The sequence below is a fragment of the Corynebacterium crudilactis genome, assembly GCF_001643015.1.
In the GTDB taxonomy this organism is placed as follows: domain Bacteria; phylum Actinomycetota; class Actinomycetes; order Mycobacteriales; family Mycobacteriaceae; genus Corynebacterium; species Corynebacterium crudilactis.
This window is the reverse complement of sequence record NZ_CP015622.1, coordinates 527,227-544,522: the sequence shown is the minus strand read 5'-3', so window position 1 is coordinate 544,522 and position 17,296 is coordinate 527,227. Positions and strand designations below refer to the sequence as shown.

11 protein-coding genes are annotated in these 17,296 nt (G+C 52.7%); all 11 read right to left on the bottom strand.

Going from position 1 to position 17,296, the window contains the following annotated elements; genetic code table 11:
* Nucleotides 1–7: 7 nt before the first annotated feature.
* Nucleotides 8–790, bottom strand: coding sequence for a helix-turn-helix domain-containing protein (locus ccrud_RS02565; protein WP_066564438.1), 783 nt, complete (start codon nt 788–790; stop codon nt 8–10).
* A gap of 11 nt (nt 791–801) precedes the next feature.
* Nucleotides 802–984 (bottom strand): hypothetical protein, encoded by a 183-nt coding sequence (locus ccrud_RS02560; RefSeq protein ID WP_066564436.1) that lies wholly within the window; start codon nt 982–984, stop codon nt 802–804.
* Between the two features lie 641 nt (nt 985–1,625).
* Complete coding sequence (locus ccrud_RS02555; RefSeq protein ID WP_066564425.1) at nt 1,626–5,627, bottom strand: DNA-directed RNA polymerase subunit beta'; 4,002 nt, start codon at nt 5,625–5,627, stop codon at nt 1,626–1,628.
* An 83-nt stretch (nt 5,628–5,710) separates the two neighbouring features.
* Complete coding sequence (gene rpoB / locus ccrud_RS02550) at nt 5,711–9,208, bottom strand: DNA-directed RNA polymerase subunit beta (RefSeq protein ID WP_066564422.1); 3,498 nt, start codon at nt 9,206–9,208, stop codon at nt 5,711–5,713.
* Between the two features lie 400 nt (nt 9,209–9,608).
* On the bottom strand, nt 9,609–10,583 hold the full coding sequence (gene pgfA / locus ccrud_RS02545; protein ID WP_066569427.1) for a cell envelope lipid trafficking protein PgfA: 975 nt from the start codon (nt 10,581–10,583) through the stop codon (nt 9,609–9,611).
* Between the two features lie 45 nt (nt 10,584–10,628).
* A complete protein-coding gene (locus ccrud_RS15410) occupies nt 10,629–11,078 on the bottom strand; it encodes a hypothetical protein (RefSeq protein ID WP_157776006.1) in 450 nt (149 codons plus the stop codon).
* A gap of 836 nt (nt 11,079–11,914) precedes the next feature.
* Entirely contained in the window at nt 11,915–12,295 is a 381-nt protein-coding gene (gene rplL, locus ccrud_RS02530) for a 50S ribosomal protein L7/L12 (RefSeq protein WP_066564412.1), read from the bottom strand.
* A gap of 76 nt (nt 12,296–12,371) precedes the next feature.
* Nucleotides 12,372–12,887: a 50S ribosomal protein L10 gene (gene rplJ, locus ccrud_RS02525; protein ID WP_066564408.1), complete on the bottom strand. Its 516-nt coding sequence runs from the start codon at nt 12,885–12,887 to the stop codon at nt 12,372–12,374.
* Between the two features lie 291 nt (nt 12,888–13,178).
* Entirely contained in the window at nt 13,179–13,790 is a 612-nt protein-coding gene (locus ccrud_RS02520) for an SIMPL domain-containing protein (RefSeq protein WP_066564399.1), read from the bottom strand.
* Between the two features lie 11 nt (nt 13,791–13,801).
* Nucleotides 13,802–15,241 (bottom strand): phytoene desaturase family protein, encoded by a 1,440-nt coding sequence (locus tag ccrud_RS02515; RefSeq protein ID WP_099092685.1) that lies wholly within the window; start codon nt 15,239–15,241, stop codon nt 13,802–13,804.
* 21 nt (nt 15,242–15,262) lie between these two features.
* Entirely contained in the window at nt 15,263–17,179 is a 1,917-nt protein-coding gene (locus ccrud_RS02510) for a heavy metal translocating P-type ATPase (protein WP_066564398.1), read from the bottom strand.
* Between the last annotated feature and the right edge of the window lie 117 nt (nt 17,180–17,296).

The following is a 17,296-nucleotide window of genomic DNA, read 5'->3' as shown; positions in this document are numbered from 1 at the left end:
TCTGCGCTCAAAAGTACACGCTAAGCACATAGCCTGGTGCACTATTGAGATTAAATGTCTCGTAATTATAAGAGACTTCACCCAATGTTGGGTGCCTAAAACGTTTGATTCCAGCGCCGAAAGATGTCACATCAGCAGACGCCCAATTCTCGCGAAAAACGGAACTCGACTGGTGGAGCTCGTCGATAAGCTCTTTTAATCCGGGCGCACTAGGGCGCCGAGCGTACTCGAGGCGTAATTTAGCCGCGAACTCCGCACTGAAATGCTCCCGATCAACCCAAAACTTTGCAGCATGCGCGCCAGTAAAACAATGCAGCGCAGTGTTCGGACGATGCGGCACATCCTCAAAAATTGGAGCATACAGCTCCGCACACAACTGATTGGTGGCTAGAATATCCATCTGCTCATTGCGAATCCATGCAGGGTGGGCAGTGATCGCATCAACGATGCTCTGCAGAGGCGCTCTCGGATTCTCCTGCACCGGTGCACTTTGCGGGAGCTCTGCGCGATACGCCAAGTTATAAAGGTGCTCTTGTTCAATCGGACTTAACTGCAGAGCCTTCGCCAAAGATTGCAAAATTTCAGTCGACGCACCTTTGAGGTTTCCACGCTCAAAACGGATGTAGTATTCCAAAGAAATACCCGCAAGATCCGCGACTTCTTCCCGACGAAGCCCCGGCACACGACGATCACTCCACGACGATGTTTCTATCCCCGCAGCTGCCGGAGTAATCCGCGCGCGTCTTGTAGTGAGGAAATCTTTGACTTCCTGTTTCAGCAGCTCCTCCATAAATCGCCATCTTAGAGCGGGCTTTTCACATTGCCCACTGCTGCCCGCCAGATAACCCAAAACCACACGGCAAAAGCAGCAAAAGAACCAACCCAGCCAGCAATCGCGATACCCGAGTTCTCAGCATGTGTGCCCCACAGCCCTAGAGCTAACAACACAGCACCAATAGCAATCCCAATAGATAGTTTCCACATATCTATAAAAGTAGGTTTGATCTGGGGGTTTTCCTAAAGATTTGAGGGTTAAGGATTTTATTCCCCACGTCTGTGTGCAAACTTGACTCAAATCAGTCCAGAAAGCAGCACGATTGGGGTTACCCGCATATAGATCATCCCGCCACATGCATTACATCGAACAAGCCAGCACTTTTATCGCTGAGATAGAAGCCATTACGGAGAGTTTCCTATGTTTAGATATTTCTAACCACCATAAAGAGTGCAGGAGTTGGTTAAACACTCGAGCTAGGCCCCCGGCTTGCTTAAGATGCAAATTCTCGTTCCACATCGCTGGCGAATTCAATCGGTGGATGCACCAGAATCTCACAGGATTCTCAATAGTTTCATATGCCCCAAAAATAATCCCCTCTAGATGCCCGCCTAAACGCCTGATAGGCACTGTTTTATACGAACGCCCATTCTAAATATTCAATCCTTTAAATCAGCACACAGCCACATCGTTAAATAATTAACCCTGACTTGACTCATGTGAGCGCCATCCCCCTGTTGCAGTTCTACATTGTCATGAAAAGAGGAAAGACCCCACCGAGAAATTTCTCGGTGGGGTCTTAACTTTTCAGCGACCAATTATTGCTGTGCTGGAAGAGGCGTTCCTTGCTCTAGAATGCTTCATCCAGTGGGACGGACGCGCCGGTGAATTCACCGAATCCATCGTCACCGTAGATCGACTCACCATAAGTTGGGATCGAGTACGCAGCGTTGCGGGCAGCCTCAGTTGGCTTGATGGAGATGTTGCGGTAACGAGAGATACCGGTACCAGCTGGGATCAGCTTACCGATGATCACGTTCTCCTTCAGGCCGATGAGCTTATCGGAGCGCTTGTTGATGGCAGCATCAGTCAGGACACGAGTGGTCTCCTGGAAGGACGCTGCAGACAGCCAAGACTCAGTTGCAAGCGAGGCCTTGGTGATACCCATGATCTCAGAGCGCAACTCTGCAGGCTGTCCGCCTGCACCGATAGCTTCGGAGTTAGCCAGCTTCGCCTCAGAGAGGTCAACCAAAGAACCTGGAAGGAACTCAGTTGAACCGGACTCAATGACGGTTCCGCGACGAAGCATCTGTCGAATGATGATTTCGATGTGCTTATCGTGGATGGCCACACCCTGTGCACGGTAAACAGCCTGCACCTCATCGATGAGGTGCTGTTCCACACCACGGCGGCCGAGGATCTCGAGCACGTCATGTGGATCAGCTGCACCGCGGAGCAGACGCTGGCCAACGGTGACGCGGTCACCTTCGGTCAGGGTGCGCTCGATGAACGCACCAGCGTTGGACTCCATAGCCACGCGAGTGGATGCAAGACCCTGTCGCTTGGACAGCTTCTCGTAGACAACGTTGTCTGAGCCATCATCAGGAACGATGGTCAGAGTGTAGAAGTTGCCTTCATCCTCAAGGTGGATAACGCCTTCAACAGAAGCGATTGGAGCACAGTTCTTAGGAACACGTGCTTCGAAAAGCTCCTGAACACGAGGCAGACCGCCGGTAATATCGCCACCGACACCACCTTGGTGGAAGGTACGCATGGTCAGCTGGGTACCAGGCTCACCAATGGACTGTGCAGCAACAATGCCGACAGCCTCTCCGATATCAACCTGCTGTCCGGAAGCCATGGACTTGCCGTAGCACTTAGCACAAACACCAGTTGGGGTCTGGCAAGTAAGTACGGAGCGGACCTTGACATCCTTGACGCCAGCCTCAACCAGAAGCTCAATGTTGAGCTCGGTCAGGTCGGTGCCAGCGGTGAGAAGAACTTCTCCTGCAGCGTTGGTTGCATCGCCAGCCAGAACACGACCAGAGACAGAAGTCTCGATCAGGTCATGGCCGGTGTAACCGGTGACAGCGCCAGTTGCATCCAAGATTTCAGCTGCAACAGGAACGCGAACACCCTGGCGGGTTCCACAATCCTCGACGCGGACGATGACGTCCTGAGCGACGTCGACAAGACGACGGGTCAGGTAGCCGGAGTCAGCGGTACGAAGCGCGGTATCGGCAAGTCCCTTACGGGAACCGTGTGAGTTGTTGAAGTACTCGAGAACGGTCAAGCCTTCACGGAATGAAGTCTTAATCGGACGGGTGATGTAATCACCCTTCGAGTTCACAACCATGCCCTTCATGCCTGCAAGGGTCCAGATCTGACGCATGTTACCGGCAGCACCGGACTTCACGATCATTGGAATTGGGTTGTCGTCTGGGTACAGATCCTCGACAGCCTGTCCAACCTCGTCGGTTGCGTCCTTCCACAGTTCGACCAGACGATCGTAGCGTTCACGACCGGTGAGCTTACCGCGGTTGTACTTAACTTCGATCTGGCGTGCAGATTCCTCGTAGCGGTCCAGCATTTCTTCCTTGTTAGGAAGAACCAGAACGTCAGACATAGCAATGGTGACGCCGGAACGGGTTGACCAGTAGAAGCCAGCGTCCTTCATCTTGTCCATGGTCTGAGCCACAGTGATCATTGGGTACTTAGCTGCGAGGTCATTAACCACATCGCCAAGCATGATCTTGTCGGAGCCGCCACCCTTACGGACCATGACGCCCTCAAGGTATGGGTAGTTCCAAGGCAGGATCTCGTTGAACATAACGCGGCCCAAGCTGGTGTGTGCGAGCCAGGTTTCACCCTGGTTCCATCCGTCTGGGAACTGCGCTGCCTCTACCTCTGCTGGTGGGCGAAGGTGGTTGAGGCGAATGCGCACTATAGCCTGCAGGCCAAGTACACCGCGGTCATAAGCCATGATTGCTTCTGCCAAGGAGGAGTAAATGCCCTTTTCAGGACCATTCTCATCCGCAGGAGCATAAGCGCCCTGTCCGCCGAACTCTTCTGCAGACTTCTCCAGAGTTAGGTAGTACAGGCCAGTAACCATGTCCAGACGTGGCATAGCCAATGGCTTGCCTGAAGCTGGGGACAAAATGTTGTTGGATGCAAGCATCAGCACGCGGGCTTCAGCCTGAGCTTCAGCGGACAGTGGCAGGTGAACTGCCATCTGGTCACCATCGAAGTCGGCGTTGAAAGCTTCACAAGCCAGTGGGTGCAGCTGAATAGCCTTACCTTCAACAAGGACAGGCTCGAAAGCCTGAATGCCCAAGCGGTGCAGGGTTGGTGCACGGTTCAGCATCACTGGGTGCTCAGAGATGGCCTCTTCGAGGACGTCCCACACCTCAGGGCGCTGGCGCTCAACCATGCGCTTTGCAGACTTGATGTTCTGTGCGTACTCGTTCTCCACAAGGCGCTTCATAACGAAAGGCTTGAAGAGCTCGAGAGCCATCAGCTTAGGCAGACCACATTCGTGGAGGCGCAGCTGAGGACCAACGATAATTACGGAACGACCAGAATAGTCAACACGCTTACCCAGAAGGTTCTGACGGAAACGACCCTGCTTGCCCTTGAGCAAGTCGGAGAGAGACTTCAGCGGACGGTTACCCGGTCCGGTAACTGGGCGACCGCGACGACCGTTATCGAACAGTGCATCTACAGATTCCTGCAGCATGCGCTTTTCGTTGTTCACGATGATCTCAGGTGCACCGAGTTCAATCATGCGCTTGAGGCGGTTGTTGCGGTTGATTACACGACGGTAGAGGTCGTTCAAGTCGGAGGTCGCGAAGCGTCCACCGTCAAGCTGAACCATTGGGCGAAGCTCTGGTGGGATCACTGGGATCGCATTCAGAACCATGCCGGCTGGATCGTTGCCGGAACGCTGGAAGGCTGCAACAACCTTCAGGCGCTTCAGCGCACGCATCTTCTTCTGGCCCTTGCCATTGTTGATGATGTCGCGCAGTTCTTCAGCCTCTGCATCGAGGTCGAAGTTGTGGATCAAAGCCTCGATGGACTCTGCACCCATACCACCAGTGAAGTAATCCTCGTAGCGGTCGATCAGTTCATCGTAGAGCTTCTCATCGCGGATCATCTGCTTTGGAGCAAGCTTGATGAAGGTCTGCCAGACCTCATCTAGACGATCGATTTCGCGCTGTGCACGCTCACGGATGTGCTGCATTTCCTTATCGGCTGCAGCCTGAACCTTGCGGCGAGCATCGGCCTTAGCGCCAGCTGCTTCGAGTTCAGCGAGATCCTCTTCGAGCTTCTCAGCACGATCAGCGATATCAGACTCTGCATCTGCCTCAACGTCCTTCTTCTCCAGAAGCATTTCTGCCTCGAGAGTTGTCTGGTCGCTGTGGCGAGCTTCGTCATCAACACTGGTGATGATGTTTGCACCGAAGTAGATGATGAGGTCGAGGTCTTTTGGAGCAAGGTCCAAAAGGTAACCCAGACGGGATGGAACACCCTTGAAGTACCAAATGTGGGTTACTGGTGCAGCGAGTTCAATGTGTCCCATGCGCTCACGACGCACCTTGGACTTGGTGACCTCAACGCCACAGCGTTCACAGATGATGCCCTTGTAGCGGACACGCTTGTACTTACCGCAGGCGCACTCCCAGTCGCGAGTTGGACCGAAAATACGCTCGCAGAACAGACCGTCCTTCTCAGGCTTGAGGGTTCGGTAGTTGATGGTCTCCGGCTTCTTAACCTCGCCCTTTGACCAACGACGAATGTCGTCAGCAGTGGCCAGGCCGATGCGGAGCTCATCGAAGACGTTTACGTCGAGCACGTAAAACTCCCTTTCCCCCCTGAACATTTCTTCAGTGTCCGGGGGATGTGTGGCTTGATTTCTAGCGGTTGTTTTCTGATCTGCTATGCGGTGTCAGCGTCGGAACGCTCGTTGCGAGACAGGTTGATGCCCAGTGAGGCACCAGCCTGGTCGAACTCGTCGTCGTCGCCCGCGAGCTCCATTGGAGTACCGTCTGCGGAGAGAACCTCCACGTTCAGGCACAAGGACTGGAGCTCCTTGAGGAGAACCTTGAAGGACTCAGGAATACCTGGATCCGGGATGTTCTCGCCCTTAACAATTGCTTCATAAACCTTGACACGGCCAACCACGTCATCAGACTTGATGGTCAACAGCTCCTGGAGTGTGTACGCAGCGCCGTATGCCTGCATTGCCCACACCTCCATTTCGCCGAATCGCTGTCCACCGAACTGAGCTTTACCGCCCAGTGGCTGCTGAGTAATCATGGAGTAAGGACCAGTGGAACGAGCGTGGATCTTCTCGTCAACAAGGTGGTGCAGCTTCAGCATGTACATGTAACCAATGGAAACTGGGTACGGGTAAGGCTCACCAGAACGTCCGTCGATAAGCATTGCCTTGCCGTCTTCGTTAACCATGACGTCGCCGTCGCGGTTTGGACGAGAGTTAGCGAGCAAGCCGAGGAGCTCTTCGTTAGAAGCACCGTCGAACACTGGGGTGGAGGTCAAAGATCCAGCAGGAACCTCAAGAAGGTCCTTAGGCAGGATATCGACCAGTTCAGCGTTCTTTGGATCCTCTGGGTCCACGGACCAACCAGCAGATGCTAGCCAACCGAGGTGAGTCTCCAAGACCTGACCAATGTTCATACGACGTGGAACACCGTGGGTGTTCAAGATGATGTCCACTGGAGTGCCGTCCGGAAGGAATGGCATATCTTCCTGAGGAAGAATCTTGCCAACAACGCCCTTGTTACCGTGACGGCCAGCGAGCTTATCGCCGTCCTGGATCTTACGCTTCTGAGCAACGTAGATACGGATCATCTCGTTGACGCCAGGAGCCAGATCGTCGTCGTCCTCGCGGGAGAAGTGGCGCACACCGATGACCTTGCCGGTCTCGCCGTGAGGCACCTTCATGGAGGTATCGCGAACTTCGCGAGCCTTTTCACCGAAGATAGCGCGCAGCAAGCGCTCTTCTGGGGTGAGCTCGGTCTCGCCCTTAGGGGTGACCTTACCGACCAGAATATCGCCGTCACGAACGTCAGCACCGATGCGAACAATACCGCGGTCATCGAGGTCCTTAAGGACTTCTTCAGACACGTTAGGGATGTCGCGGGTGATTTCCTCGGCACCAAGCTTGGTGTCGCGGGCATCGATCTCGTGCTCCTCGATGTGAATCGAGGTCAAGATGTCTTGCTCAACGATGTTCTGGTTGAGGATGATCGCATCCTCGTAGTTGTGGCCTTCCCAAGGCATGAACGCAACCAGAAGGTTACGACCAAGGGACATTTCACCATTGAAGGTACCTGGACCATCAGCAAGAACCTGGCCAGCTTCAACGCGCTCGCCCAAGTTAACCAAAGGCTTCTGGTTGTAGCTGGTGCCCTGGTTGGTGCGCTGGAACTTACGCAGCAAGTAGGTCTCGCGCTTGCCGTCATCAGCCATGATGGTGATGAAATCAGCGGAAACGTTTTCTACAACACCTGCAACTGGAGTGATTACCAGGTCGCCAGCATCATATGCAGCGCGCTGTTCCATACCGGTGCCCACGAAAGGAGCCTCGGCACGTACCAGTGGCACAGCCTGCTTCTGCATGTTCGCACCCATCAGTGCACGGTTAGCATCGTCGTGCTCCAGGAATGGAATCATCGCGGTACCAACAGAAACCATCTGACGAGGGGAAACGTCCATGTAGTCAACCGCGGTGCGGCTAACCATGGCGATATCGCCGTCCTTCAGACGAACAGTGACAGTCTCATCAGTGATGACACCGTCTTCGTCATAGTGCGTATTTGCCTGCGCAACAACGAAGCGATCTTCTTCATCAGCGGTGAGGTAGCTGATCTCATCGGTCAGCTTGCCATCGATGATGCGACGGTAAGGAGTTTCGATGAAACCGAATGGGTTCACTCGAGCATAAGAAGCCAAGGAACCGATCAGGCCAATGTTTGGACCTTCGGGAGTCTCAATTGGGCACATACGTCCGTAGTGAGATGGGTGAACGTCTCGAACCTCGATGCCAGCGCGCTCACGGGACAGACCACCCGGGCCAAGAGCCGACAAACGACGCTTATGAGTCAAACCAGACAGAGAGTTGTTCTGGTCCATAAACTGAGACAGCTGGGAAGTTCCGAAGAACTCACGGATAGCTGCAGAGACAGGACGAACGTTGATCAGGGAGGTAGGAGTAATAGACTCCGCATCCTGAGTGGTCATACGTTCACGAACAACTCGCTCCATGCGGGAAAGACCAACACGAACCTGGTTCTGGATCAGTTCGCCAACAGTGCGAAGACGACGGTTACCAAAGTGGTCAATGTCATCGGTCTCGACTGGGATCTCTTCATTGTTTGGAGAGGTCATGACGCGCTCACCTGCGTGCAGACGTACCAGGTATTCGATGGTGGTTGCGATGTCCTCTTCGGTAAGAGTCATCAAACCATCGTGGTCGCCACCAAGGCCGAGCTTGCGGTTGATCTTGTAACGACCAACGCGAGCCAGGTCATAGCGCTTCGCACGGAAGAAGCTGTTGTCCAGGAGAGACTGCGCAAGATCGCGGGTAGGCTGCTCGCCTGGACGCTGCTTGCGGTAGATCTCCAGCAAAGCCTCATCGGTGTTTGCAACACCATCGGACTCGAGGGTGGACATCATGATTTCAGAGAAACCGAAACGCTCGGTGATCTGCTCAGTGGTCCAGCCAAGAGCCTTCAGCAGTACGGTGACTGGCTGACGACGCTTGCGGTCAATACGAACACCGACCGAATCGCGCTTATCGACGTCGAACTCGAGCCATGCACCGCGAGAAGGAATAACCTTCACTGCGTGCAATGGACGCTCGGTGGACTTATCGATGGTCTGGTCAAAGTAGACGCCCGGGGAGCGGACGAGCTGGCTGACCACAACACGCTCAGTTCCGTTGATGATGAACGTTCCCTTGTTCGTCATCATTGGGAAATCGCCGATGAAAACAGTCTGGGACTTGATTTCACCGGTGGTGTTATTTACGAACTCCGCAGTCACATACAGTGGTGCCGCGTAGTTGATGTCCTTCTCTTTAGCCTCGTCAATGGTGTTCTTAACGTCTTCGAAGCGTGGCTCCGAAAGGCTCAGGGACATGTTTCCAGAGTAATCCTGGATTGGGGAGAGCTCCTCGAGAATGTTCTCAAGGCCGCTGGTTACGCGGGCTCCCTCACCGAATTCTTCCTTCTGACGAGCACGCCACTCAGGCGTACCAATCAACCAGGAGTAGGAATCCAATTGAAGATCTAGTAGCCCGGGCACCTCAATGGGTGCGGACACCTTCGCGAAAGAATAACGCTGCGGTGCACCGGGAATATCGACGACTGACTTGGTCTGGCGGGAGACTGCCAAGATGGGTCCTTCCAGCACCTCACGCGGGTAATTGCACAAGGCTGGTCAAGGCCTTAAGTGCAGATCAACACCGCTGGTATTTTTGAGCAATTTGGTCTGCTGAGGAACGCGCTCCCCCATTTAACTCCAGATAGCACTGAATGACCTTGTCAAATCGGTTTTTCCAAACCACCTTGATCAAGGTCTTAAAGCCACTGGAACGAAAAAGAGTCACGAATTCCAACGCAACGACTCAGAGTATACCAATCGAGCGCGAAAGTAAAGGGGAGATTTTCCATCTGGTGATCCGCGTGCTATTAGGACGAACTGCACAGGCGTGTTTCCCAAAAATCTTCTTGTTCCCTTCTACACGGCACCCTAGCAAACAACCCCGGGGGTTCCGCAATTCGAAACAAGAAAAATCTATCTGAACAGCAGGTTAAGCTTCACGACGCTTCTTCCCAAACGCCCCAAAACACCCGGCCAGACCCACAAGAGCCAAGATTGAACCGATCACAGTACCCACGGTATTTGCGATTTTGCTCACATCCCCATTAGGGATGTTTTCGGCCTGCGCGACCAGCGCAGACACTGCCGCTTCATCGAGGGAGGCGTCGAAAAGCAATGTCTGTTCGTACTTCTGTCCGCTGCGGTCGCCATAAAAATCATCGATATTTTCAGCTATATCAACAAGCAAACCAGTGCGCTGATCCACCCAAAAATCACGAGTCACATTGTGATACAGGTAGCCAGTTGTCGTGCCACCATCCTCTTTTGTGAGAGTGGTGGTGTTATTCGGATCCGCAAAAGACTCCGCAACATTCGCATTCTCAATCACCTGACGATAATGCAGCACCTCACGGCCCTCAATCTCAGTGGACTCCACAAAATCCGCCGGCAGAGCCTTCCGCAGCACAGGATCCACCACATTATAAGTAGTCTCCTGCGCATCAGTTGGGAACTTCAACCAAATACCATCCACGCCATACTGCACAGTAGGACTCGCCAACTGATTAGTGAGCGCAATATCAGACAAAACCTCACCGGAAGTACGATCAATGCGGAAACTCGACACCGACGCACTCAAGAGACGCTCCTGCTCAAAGCCCTGAGTATCAGGATTACCACGCAACATCGAATCACCAATACGAATAGTGGCATCATCAGCACTCGCCGGATCCATCACCTCAAAATGCAACTGACGAGTCACCGGCGTAGTCACCACACCCGCCAACGGATCAGAATTAATAGTGGTCTGAGCATCTGGGTCATGAAGAATATAAGTCGTTGCCTCCAAATCAAGAGGTAAACGGCCATCAGCGTGCACAAAGCGCGGAGCAATAAGACCCCAGACCACAAGTGCCACACCAATTCCGAGCAAGAGCGCGGAGAAAATCCTGGATTTAGGCAGCATGCGGACGATGTTACCGGAGCACCAGCCAGGCATTGGTATCGGCGTTTAGAATCCCTGGTCTACCGAATCCAACAAAGCTTTCTTATCGTCGCAATAAAAATCAATCGCAGTAATTTCAGCCTTCCCGAAATGCAGGTCTTCAATCACAACAGGCGAATGCAGCTCAAGCCGAAGATTCACCTCACTGAGCACTGGAATCCGCAATTCACCATCTTCATTGACAAAGATGTCGCCGCCCCGTCCAGCTCCGATCCCCTTTAACGAGCGAACCTGCTCCCATGGAATGACACAAGACAATCTATTTCCATGTCTAATTTTCAGACCGACATTATCAATAACATGGGGGTTCGAGCGGACTGAAGTATAAAATCCTAGCAATATAACCAGCGCATACAGGCTGCAGACAAATAGAATGATTCTCCAGATTTCGCTGGGTACGGCTAAATGTACAACAACTATTTCTACAAAACCCAGGCCGATAATTACGAATAGCACGGTCCGAAGATTCTTATATCCAGTATGGATCTCAGCTTCAGGTTCCGATTTAGCTCGACCAAAAATCCTCGTTAACGAAGCAATTAATTGAAACTCTGAAACCAGCAATACTAACGCAGCTCTAGGGACACCAAATCTATGCGCAGTTTTACTCAGAGAACTCGCCCATGAACCACATACTGTTCCATTCCGCTGAACAAGAGGCCCAAAGCAGCCAGTATTAGAACAAGAGGAAAAGCCACTACCCCGAGTGGAAACCCTCCCCCACGAACTGACACCAACACAATAATAAATTCAAAGATAAGTCCCGTCAGCATCAAAGATCTAAACAAGATCTTCATCTGAAAGCCGTGTTTTTTCCTGCATACCGTCAGTGTATAGCCCCGATCAGGATCAGGATATCGATAAATGCCGTCCTGGTTTCCCTTAAGTGCGACTTCTTATGTTCGACTTCTCGTCGTCGACTTCAGTCGGGATTTTCGAAAAACCATAGTGAAGTCGTTCTTGAGAAGTTGAGCATGAGAAGTCGTTGTCGCGAAGTCGAACTGTAGGATTTCTGAAGCTATATTTAGGCGGCAGTGTCCCCTTCTTAAGTTCGATATCACACATTCGATACCTTGCACTCAATTTCTTATCTTCGAGACCACTAGGAAAACCACCAAAAACCGACTGAAATTGAGCATGAGAAATCGAAACCGTGAAATCGAAGTTAACGCCCCCAAGCCCCCGCAGAGCCCCAAAACCCACTCCACCAGAAAACCGCCCCAAGACAGCACAAAACCCCACCCCTGGAACGTGTCCAGGATGTGGGGTTTTGAAAAGGTGTAAGAAAGTTCTTACTTAAGGGTGACCTTTGCGCCAGCCTCTTCGAGCTTAGCCTTAGCAGCCTCAGCGTCGTCCTTGTTTGCGCCCTCGATGATAGCCTTAGGTGCGCCCTCAACGAGCTCCTTAGCTTCCTTCAGGCCCAGGCCGGAGACGAGCTCGCGAACAGCCTTGATGACGCCGATCTTCTTTGCGCCTGCATCTTCAAGAACGACGTCGAACTCGTCCTTCTCTTCAACAGCAGCAGCAGCTTCGCCGCCTGCAGCAGCAACAGCAACTGGAGCAGCTGCGGTTACGTCGAAGACGTCTTCGAATTCCTTAACGAACTCAGAGAGCTCGATGAGGGTCATTTCCTTGAAAGCCTCGATGAGCTCGTCTTTTGTGAGCTTAGCCATGATGGCGTCCTTCCTGTTGTTGAGTGTTTAACACACTCGAAAAATTTGGGGTAAAACTTTTGCGCCTGATGGCGACTTAAGCTTCCTTCTTCTCCTGGAGCGCAACCGCAAGGCGTGCGACCTGAGAAGCAGGAGCGTTGAACAGGCCTGCGGCCTTTGCCAAGCTGCCCTTCATGGCGCCGGCAAGCTTCGCGAGAGTAGTCTCACGGTTGTCCAGCTCAGCAATTGCGTTGACCTGTTCAGCGGTCAGCGCGTTGCCATCCATGTAGCCACCCTTGACTACGAATGCCTTGTTCTCTTCGCCGAATTTCTTCAGCACCTTAGCGGTGTCAACTGCTTCGCCCTTGATGAAGGCAACAGCGGTTGGACCGGTCAGGAGATCATCAAGGCCCTCGACGCCAGCTTCATTAGCGGCGATCTTAACAAGGGTGTTCTTGGCGACGGAGTACTGGACATCATGTCCCAGTGCCTTACGCAGTTCGGTGGTCTGAGCCACGGTCAGGCCACGGTATTCGGTGAGAACGACAGCGTCGGTCTCAGCGAAGCGTACCTTAAGCTCTGCCAGAGCTGCTTCGTTCTTTGGATTTGCCATTACTTCGCCTCCTTCCTCTTATGTGTAATCTACTGATCCTCGGAGCTTCCCCACGGGAAAACCCATGAAAAAAGCCCCGTGCAAGAGCACAGGGCGCAATATATTCCATAACAGGAACCTAAGGCGATCAAGTGTCTCCTGCGTGGGCCGTTCCTGGGAAAGGAAACCTTCGATCCGCGATGCGGATAACCTACGGTCTTCGGTGAACCTTGAGTACAACCAGAAAAACTGGTTATTCAAACTTCGGTGTTTTACTTTAGAGCACCTTTCATTAAAACACCAAATCGCAGTTTAATTAGCAAGGAATTCAAAGGTCACGGAGATGTTTTCGGAGACTTCTACTTCTGCTGGGCGCAGTTCTAGATCAAGTGTGCGTGGCGGCGCGGCACTGCGGGTAGCCATCATTTCGGCGCGCACCGGTTGCGGGGTGGAGCTTCTGGATTCGGTGGAAGCAAGCAGAAGTTTTCCTAAGCGACCATCCATCGATTCCGCAATTGTGGTGGCGGTGCGTTTGGCGGTTGCGGATGCGCCACGAAGCGCTTGTTCCGTTGCTGATGCCGAAGCTTCCGGACTCAAAGACCAGTGGGGGCCATCGATTTGCACATCTGGGACGGCTGCCAACCGCGAGATAATCTCGCGGGCAACTTCCAGTTCCTCCACGTTTCCTGTTATTTCACCATGCCAGGCTGCACTGATTTGGCCATCATATGCAGCGTTTTCGGTGATGTGTTCGTGCCGGAGGGGGACGTCGATAAGCACACTGCTAATCGTGGAAATAGCCTCAGCTCGGCGCGCATACGCGTCGTTGGGGTGCGCGTGGGCCTCTGCAGAAAGGCGAATGAGCCACTTGTCTGCAGTGATTTTGCTGGTGTGGCGTGCGCTAGCTTGAACGGAGGATTCCATGCCTGCCGATCCTACTTATGATCCGCCAAAACAGCCTGTGCCGCCCACCATCCAGGCATGCCATGAACTCCCCCACCCGGGGCGTTGGATGCGGAGGCCATATATGTTTTCTCACCAATTTTGGATGGCATCCGTCGCATCAGTGCCGTGCCCGCGGTGATATCCCCGCCGTTCAAATTAGCGTTCCACGCTTCCAATTTCACCGCATTCGTCTCCACCGAATGCACAATGCGATCCCTAAATCCAGGCGCGAAGCGTTCAATCTGCTCAGCGATTGCCAACGCAGTTCGCTTTTCGACGAACCCCCGCGGCACATGCGCGTACGCCCACACAACGTGGTGGCCCTCCCGGGCACGAGATGGATCCGCCACCTGCTGCTGGCACAGAATAATAAACGGCCGCTTAGGCATCCTACCTGCAGCAATCTCAGCTTCGGCGAAGGCAACTTCCTGAGAATTTCCACACACATGCACCGTGGTAGCTTTTCCAACCTCAGGATTAGTCCACGGAATTGGGCCATCCAGAAGATAATCCACTTTGTAAGAGCCTGGGCCAGTTGTCCACTTCTGCATGCGCTGCGTTACTCTCGCGTCCAGTTCTACGCCGTGCAGCTTCAAGGCTTGAGAAGGGGTTTGGTTCAAGATGATGGCATCAGCACTACGAAAAGGAGTGAGCGAATCAATCGGTTCATTACAATGAATCCGGCCACCGTGCTTATGAATAACTTGCACCAGAGCATTAACGATGCTGCCACTTCCGCCAACAGCAACTGGCCATCCTCGAGACATACCCAAGGCTCCAAATAACAACCCAAAAGCAGCCGTCATTGGTTTCGTTGGCGGCGCTACCGAATGGACAGCTGAACCAATAAATAAGGATCGTGCTTCTTCAGTTTCAAAAGCCATATCCGCTAAACACCGCGCAGAGAGCAAGGCAGGGGGACCAAACTGTGCCATCCGCAGAGGGTGCGCTGGCCATTTCAACACCGGGCTCAATAAGTTTTCTAAATGCTGATCAATATTCTTCGTTAGGTTGCGATGAAGCACTTTCCAATGCCGAGCGTCTGCGCCCAACCGCTCAGCAGTCCCAACCAGCGAGGTTTCCAGCAACCCTGCACGGCCATCATCTAGTGGGTGTGCCATCGCATAGGGAGAATGCGCCCATTCCAGACCATAATCTTCCAGGCCTAAATAATGAAAAGCTGGGCTTGCCACACCAAAAGGGTGCCCTGCGGCACCCAAATCGGTAATAGTCCCCTCCCCCAGGACACTTTCAGATCTCGCCGCCCCACCCGGAGCGGCTGCTGCCTCATAGACATCTACCTGCCACCCTGCTTGAGCAAGCAATGCTGCTGTAGTTAATCCGTTGGGTCCAGCACCAACAATTACTGCATGCTTGGATTCATTTTGACGTGTGGCTTCATCTCGAAATGTCACGCCCTCATAATACATTCCTCCATTTAATAATTCGTACTAGGAGGATTTATTTGGAGTATCAAAATCACTGATTGATCCTTTAGGTAACGCCACCCTCGCGGAGTTAAGAATCGCTAAGACATCAATCACCTCTTGCACAATGGCACCCATCAGTGGAGTCAGCACACCAAAGACCGCAAAAATCATGCCAATGATGCTCAAAACCATTCCACCGCCGGCTGATTGCAAAGCTATTCGACGCATCCGTGCACTGATATGGATCAGATCATCAAGACGCTCCAATGAGGAATCCAAGATAACAGCATCCGCTGCCTCCGAAGTGACATCCGAGTTCGCACCCATGGCAACACCAACAGTTGCAACTGCCATGGCTGGTGCATCGTTGATGCCATCGCCAAGAAACATCGTGGCTCCACGCTCATTGTGTTTCTTCACAATCTCCAGCTTTTTCTCTGGAGAGGCCTCAGCATGTACTTCATCGATGCCCACTTTGTCTGCCAGGTAGCGCACCTCAGAACCACGATCACCAGAGATGATCATCAATTTGTCCACTTTGTGTTTGCGAGGCAAGTGCGCAATAAATTCTCCCGCAGATGCACGCGGTTCATCACGCAGACGAATCAATGCTGCATAGTTACCATCGACAAGCACCACTGATTCCATTCCAGAACTTGTCACCGGAATATGGTTCCCGCTATCAGGATCGATTTCCAGTGCACTGCGTCGGTTAGTAATGCGAATCAAATGCCCACCAACCATGCCAGTCAGACCTTGTCCTGGACGTTCAGACACTTCCACCACATCAGGGAGATTAAGCTCCCGTGTTTGTGCCCCTTCGCGAATCGCCTCCGCGAGTGGATGCCTGGAATAGCGTTCCACCGAAGCTGCGAGTGCAAGCACCTGATCTTCTTCAAAGCCTGGTGCCGTATGAATATCAGTAATGACTGGCCTGCCATAAGTAAGGGTTCCAGTTTTATCAAACATCACTGTCTTCACCTCTGAAGCGTTTTCCAGCATGCCAGGGTTTTTCACAATAATGCCCCGACGAGCAGCCAAAGAGATCGCACCAATAATTGCCACCGGCACAGCGATAAGCAGTGGACATGGAGTAGCAACAACCACAACAGCCAAAAAGCGCAATGGATCACCTGAAATAATCCAGCCGACACCACCCAATGCCAGCGCGATAACGGTGTACCAAGCTCCGAGACGATCCGCCATTCTGCGCATTTCCGGACGATTATCCTCTGCCTCATGCAAGACACCAACGATTTGTGCATAACGCGAATCATGCGCACGCTTTGTTGCCACGATGGTCAACGGAGTATCACCATTGACCGCTCCAGACATTGCCTGCGATCCCTTAGACTTGCTCACCACATATGGCTCACCAGTCAGATAGGACTCATCCATGGTTCCGTGTCCTTCAACCACTTCACCATCCACGGGACATAACTCATGTGGAAGCACTGCCATCACATCACCAATGGCAATATCTGCAACGGCTATCTCTTCCATTCCGCCATCAAGGAGGGAAGAACCTAACAGACGATGAGCTGTACTGGGAGCACGCCTAGCCAAAGCATCCAACGTGCCACTTGCTCTTCTCGAAGCAGCTCCTTCGAGTGCTTCACCACCAGAAAGCATCAGCACAATGATCGCGGCAACCAGCCACTCCCCCAACAGCACCGAAGTAATAATCGATACTGCAGCTAAAGTGTCTGCACCACCACGAGTTTTAATTGCTGATTTCACAACATCCCACATCAACGGGATGCCACCAATGACAACAATTGCGATTAACGGCCAGTTCTTGTCAATTTCTTCTGCGCCTACCGCCAACCAAAGAATAAGGTGCACCGCTATCGCAATGAGCGCTGCGACAGTAATCATGCCATCAGTGGATCGGATAAATAACAACCATGGGTTTGGGGCTTTGAGCTTTGCGTCCATAACCCCCATTATCCTCCCGCAAAAGGTTCTTGACCAGCATGTACAGGCTTTCCTCAGTGAGGATAGGGTGCGCTTGGGTGCTTATTCCTCTTGGTGCTACGCCGAAGGGAGCGCGTA

What these genes read in the sequence shown, in the direction of transcription:
- ccrud_RS02565 (WP_066564438.1), bottom strand. Translation starts at nt 790, where the DNA reads ATGGAGGAGCTGCTGAAACAGGAAGTCAAAGATTTCCTCACTACAAGA.
- ccrud_RS02560 (WP_066564436.1), bottom strand. Translation starts at nt 984, where the DNA reads ATGTGGAAACTATCTATTGGGATTGCTATTGGTGCTGTGTTGTTAGCT.
- pgfA (WP_066569427.1), bottom strand. Translation starts at nt 10,583, where the DNA reads ATGCTGCCTAAATCCAGGATTTTCTCCGCGCTCTTGCTCGGAATTGGT.
- rplL (WP_066564412.1), bottom strand. Translation starts at nt 12,295, where the DNA reads ATGGCTAAGCTCACAAAAGACGAGCTCATCGAGGCTTTCAAGGAAATG.
- rplJ (WP_066564408.1), bottom strand. Translation starts at nt 12,887, where the DNA reads ATGGCAAATCCAAAGAACGAAGCAGCTCTGGCAGAGCTTAAGGTACGC.
- ccrud_RS02520 (WP_066564399.1), bottom strand. Translation starts at nt 13,790, where the DNA reads ATGGAATCCTCCGTTCAAGCTAGCGCACGCCACACCAGCAAAATCACT.
- ccrud_RS02515 (WP_099092685.1), bottom strand. Translation starts at nt 15,241, where the DNA reads ATGTATTATGAGGGCGTGACATTTCGAGATGAAGCCACACGTCAAAAT.
- ccrud_RS02510 (WP_066564398.1), bottom strand. Translation starts at nt 17,179, where the DNA reads ATGGACGCAAAGCTCAAAGCCCCAAACCCATGGTTGTTATTTATCCGA.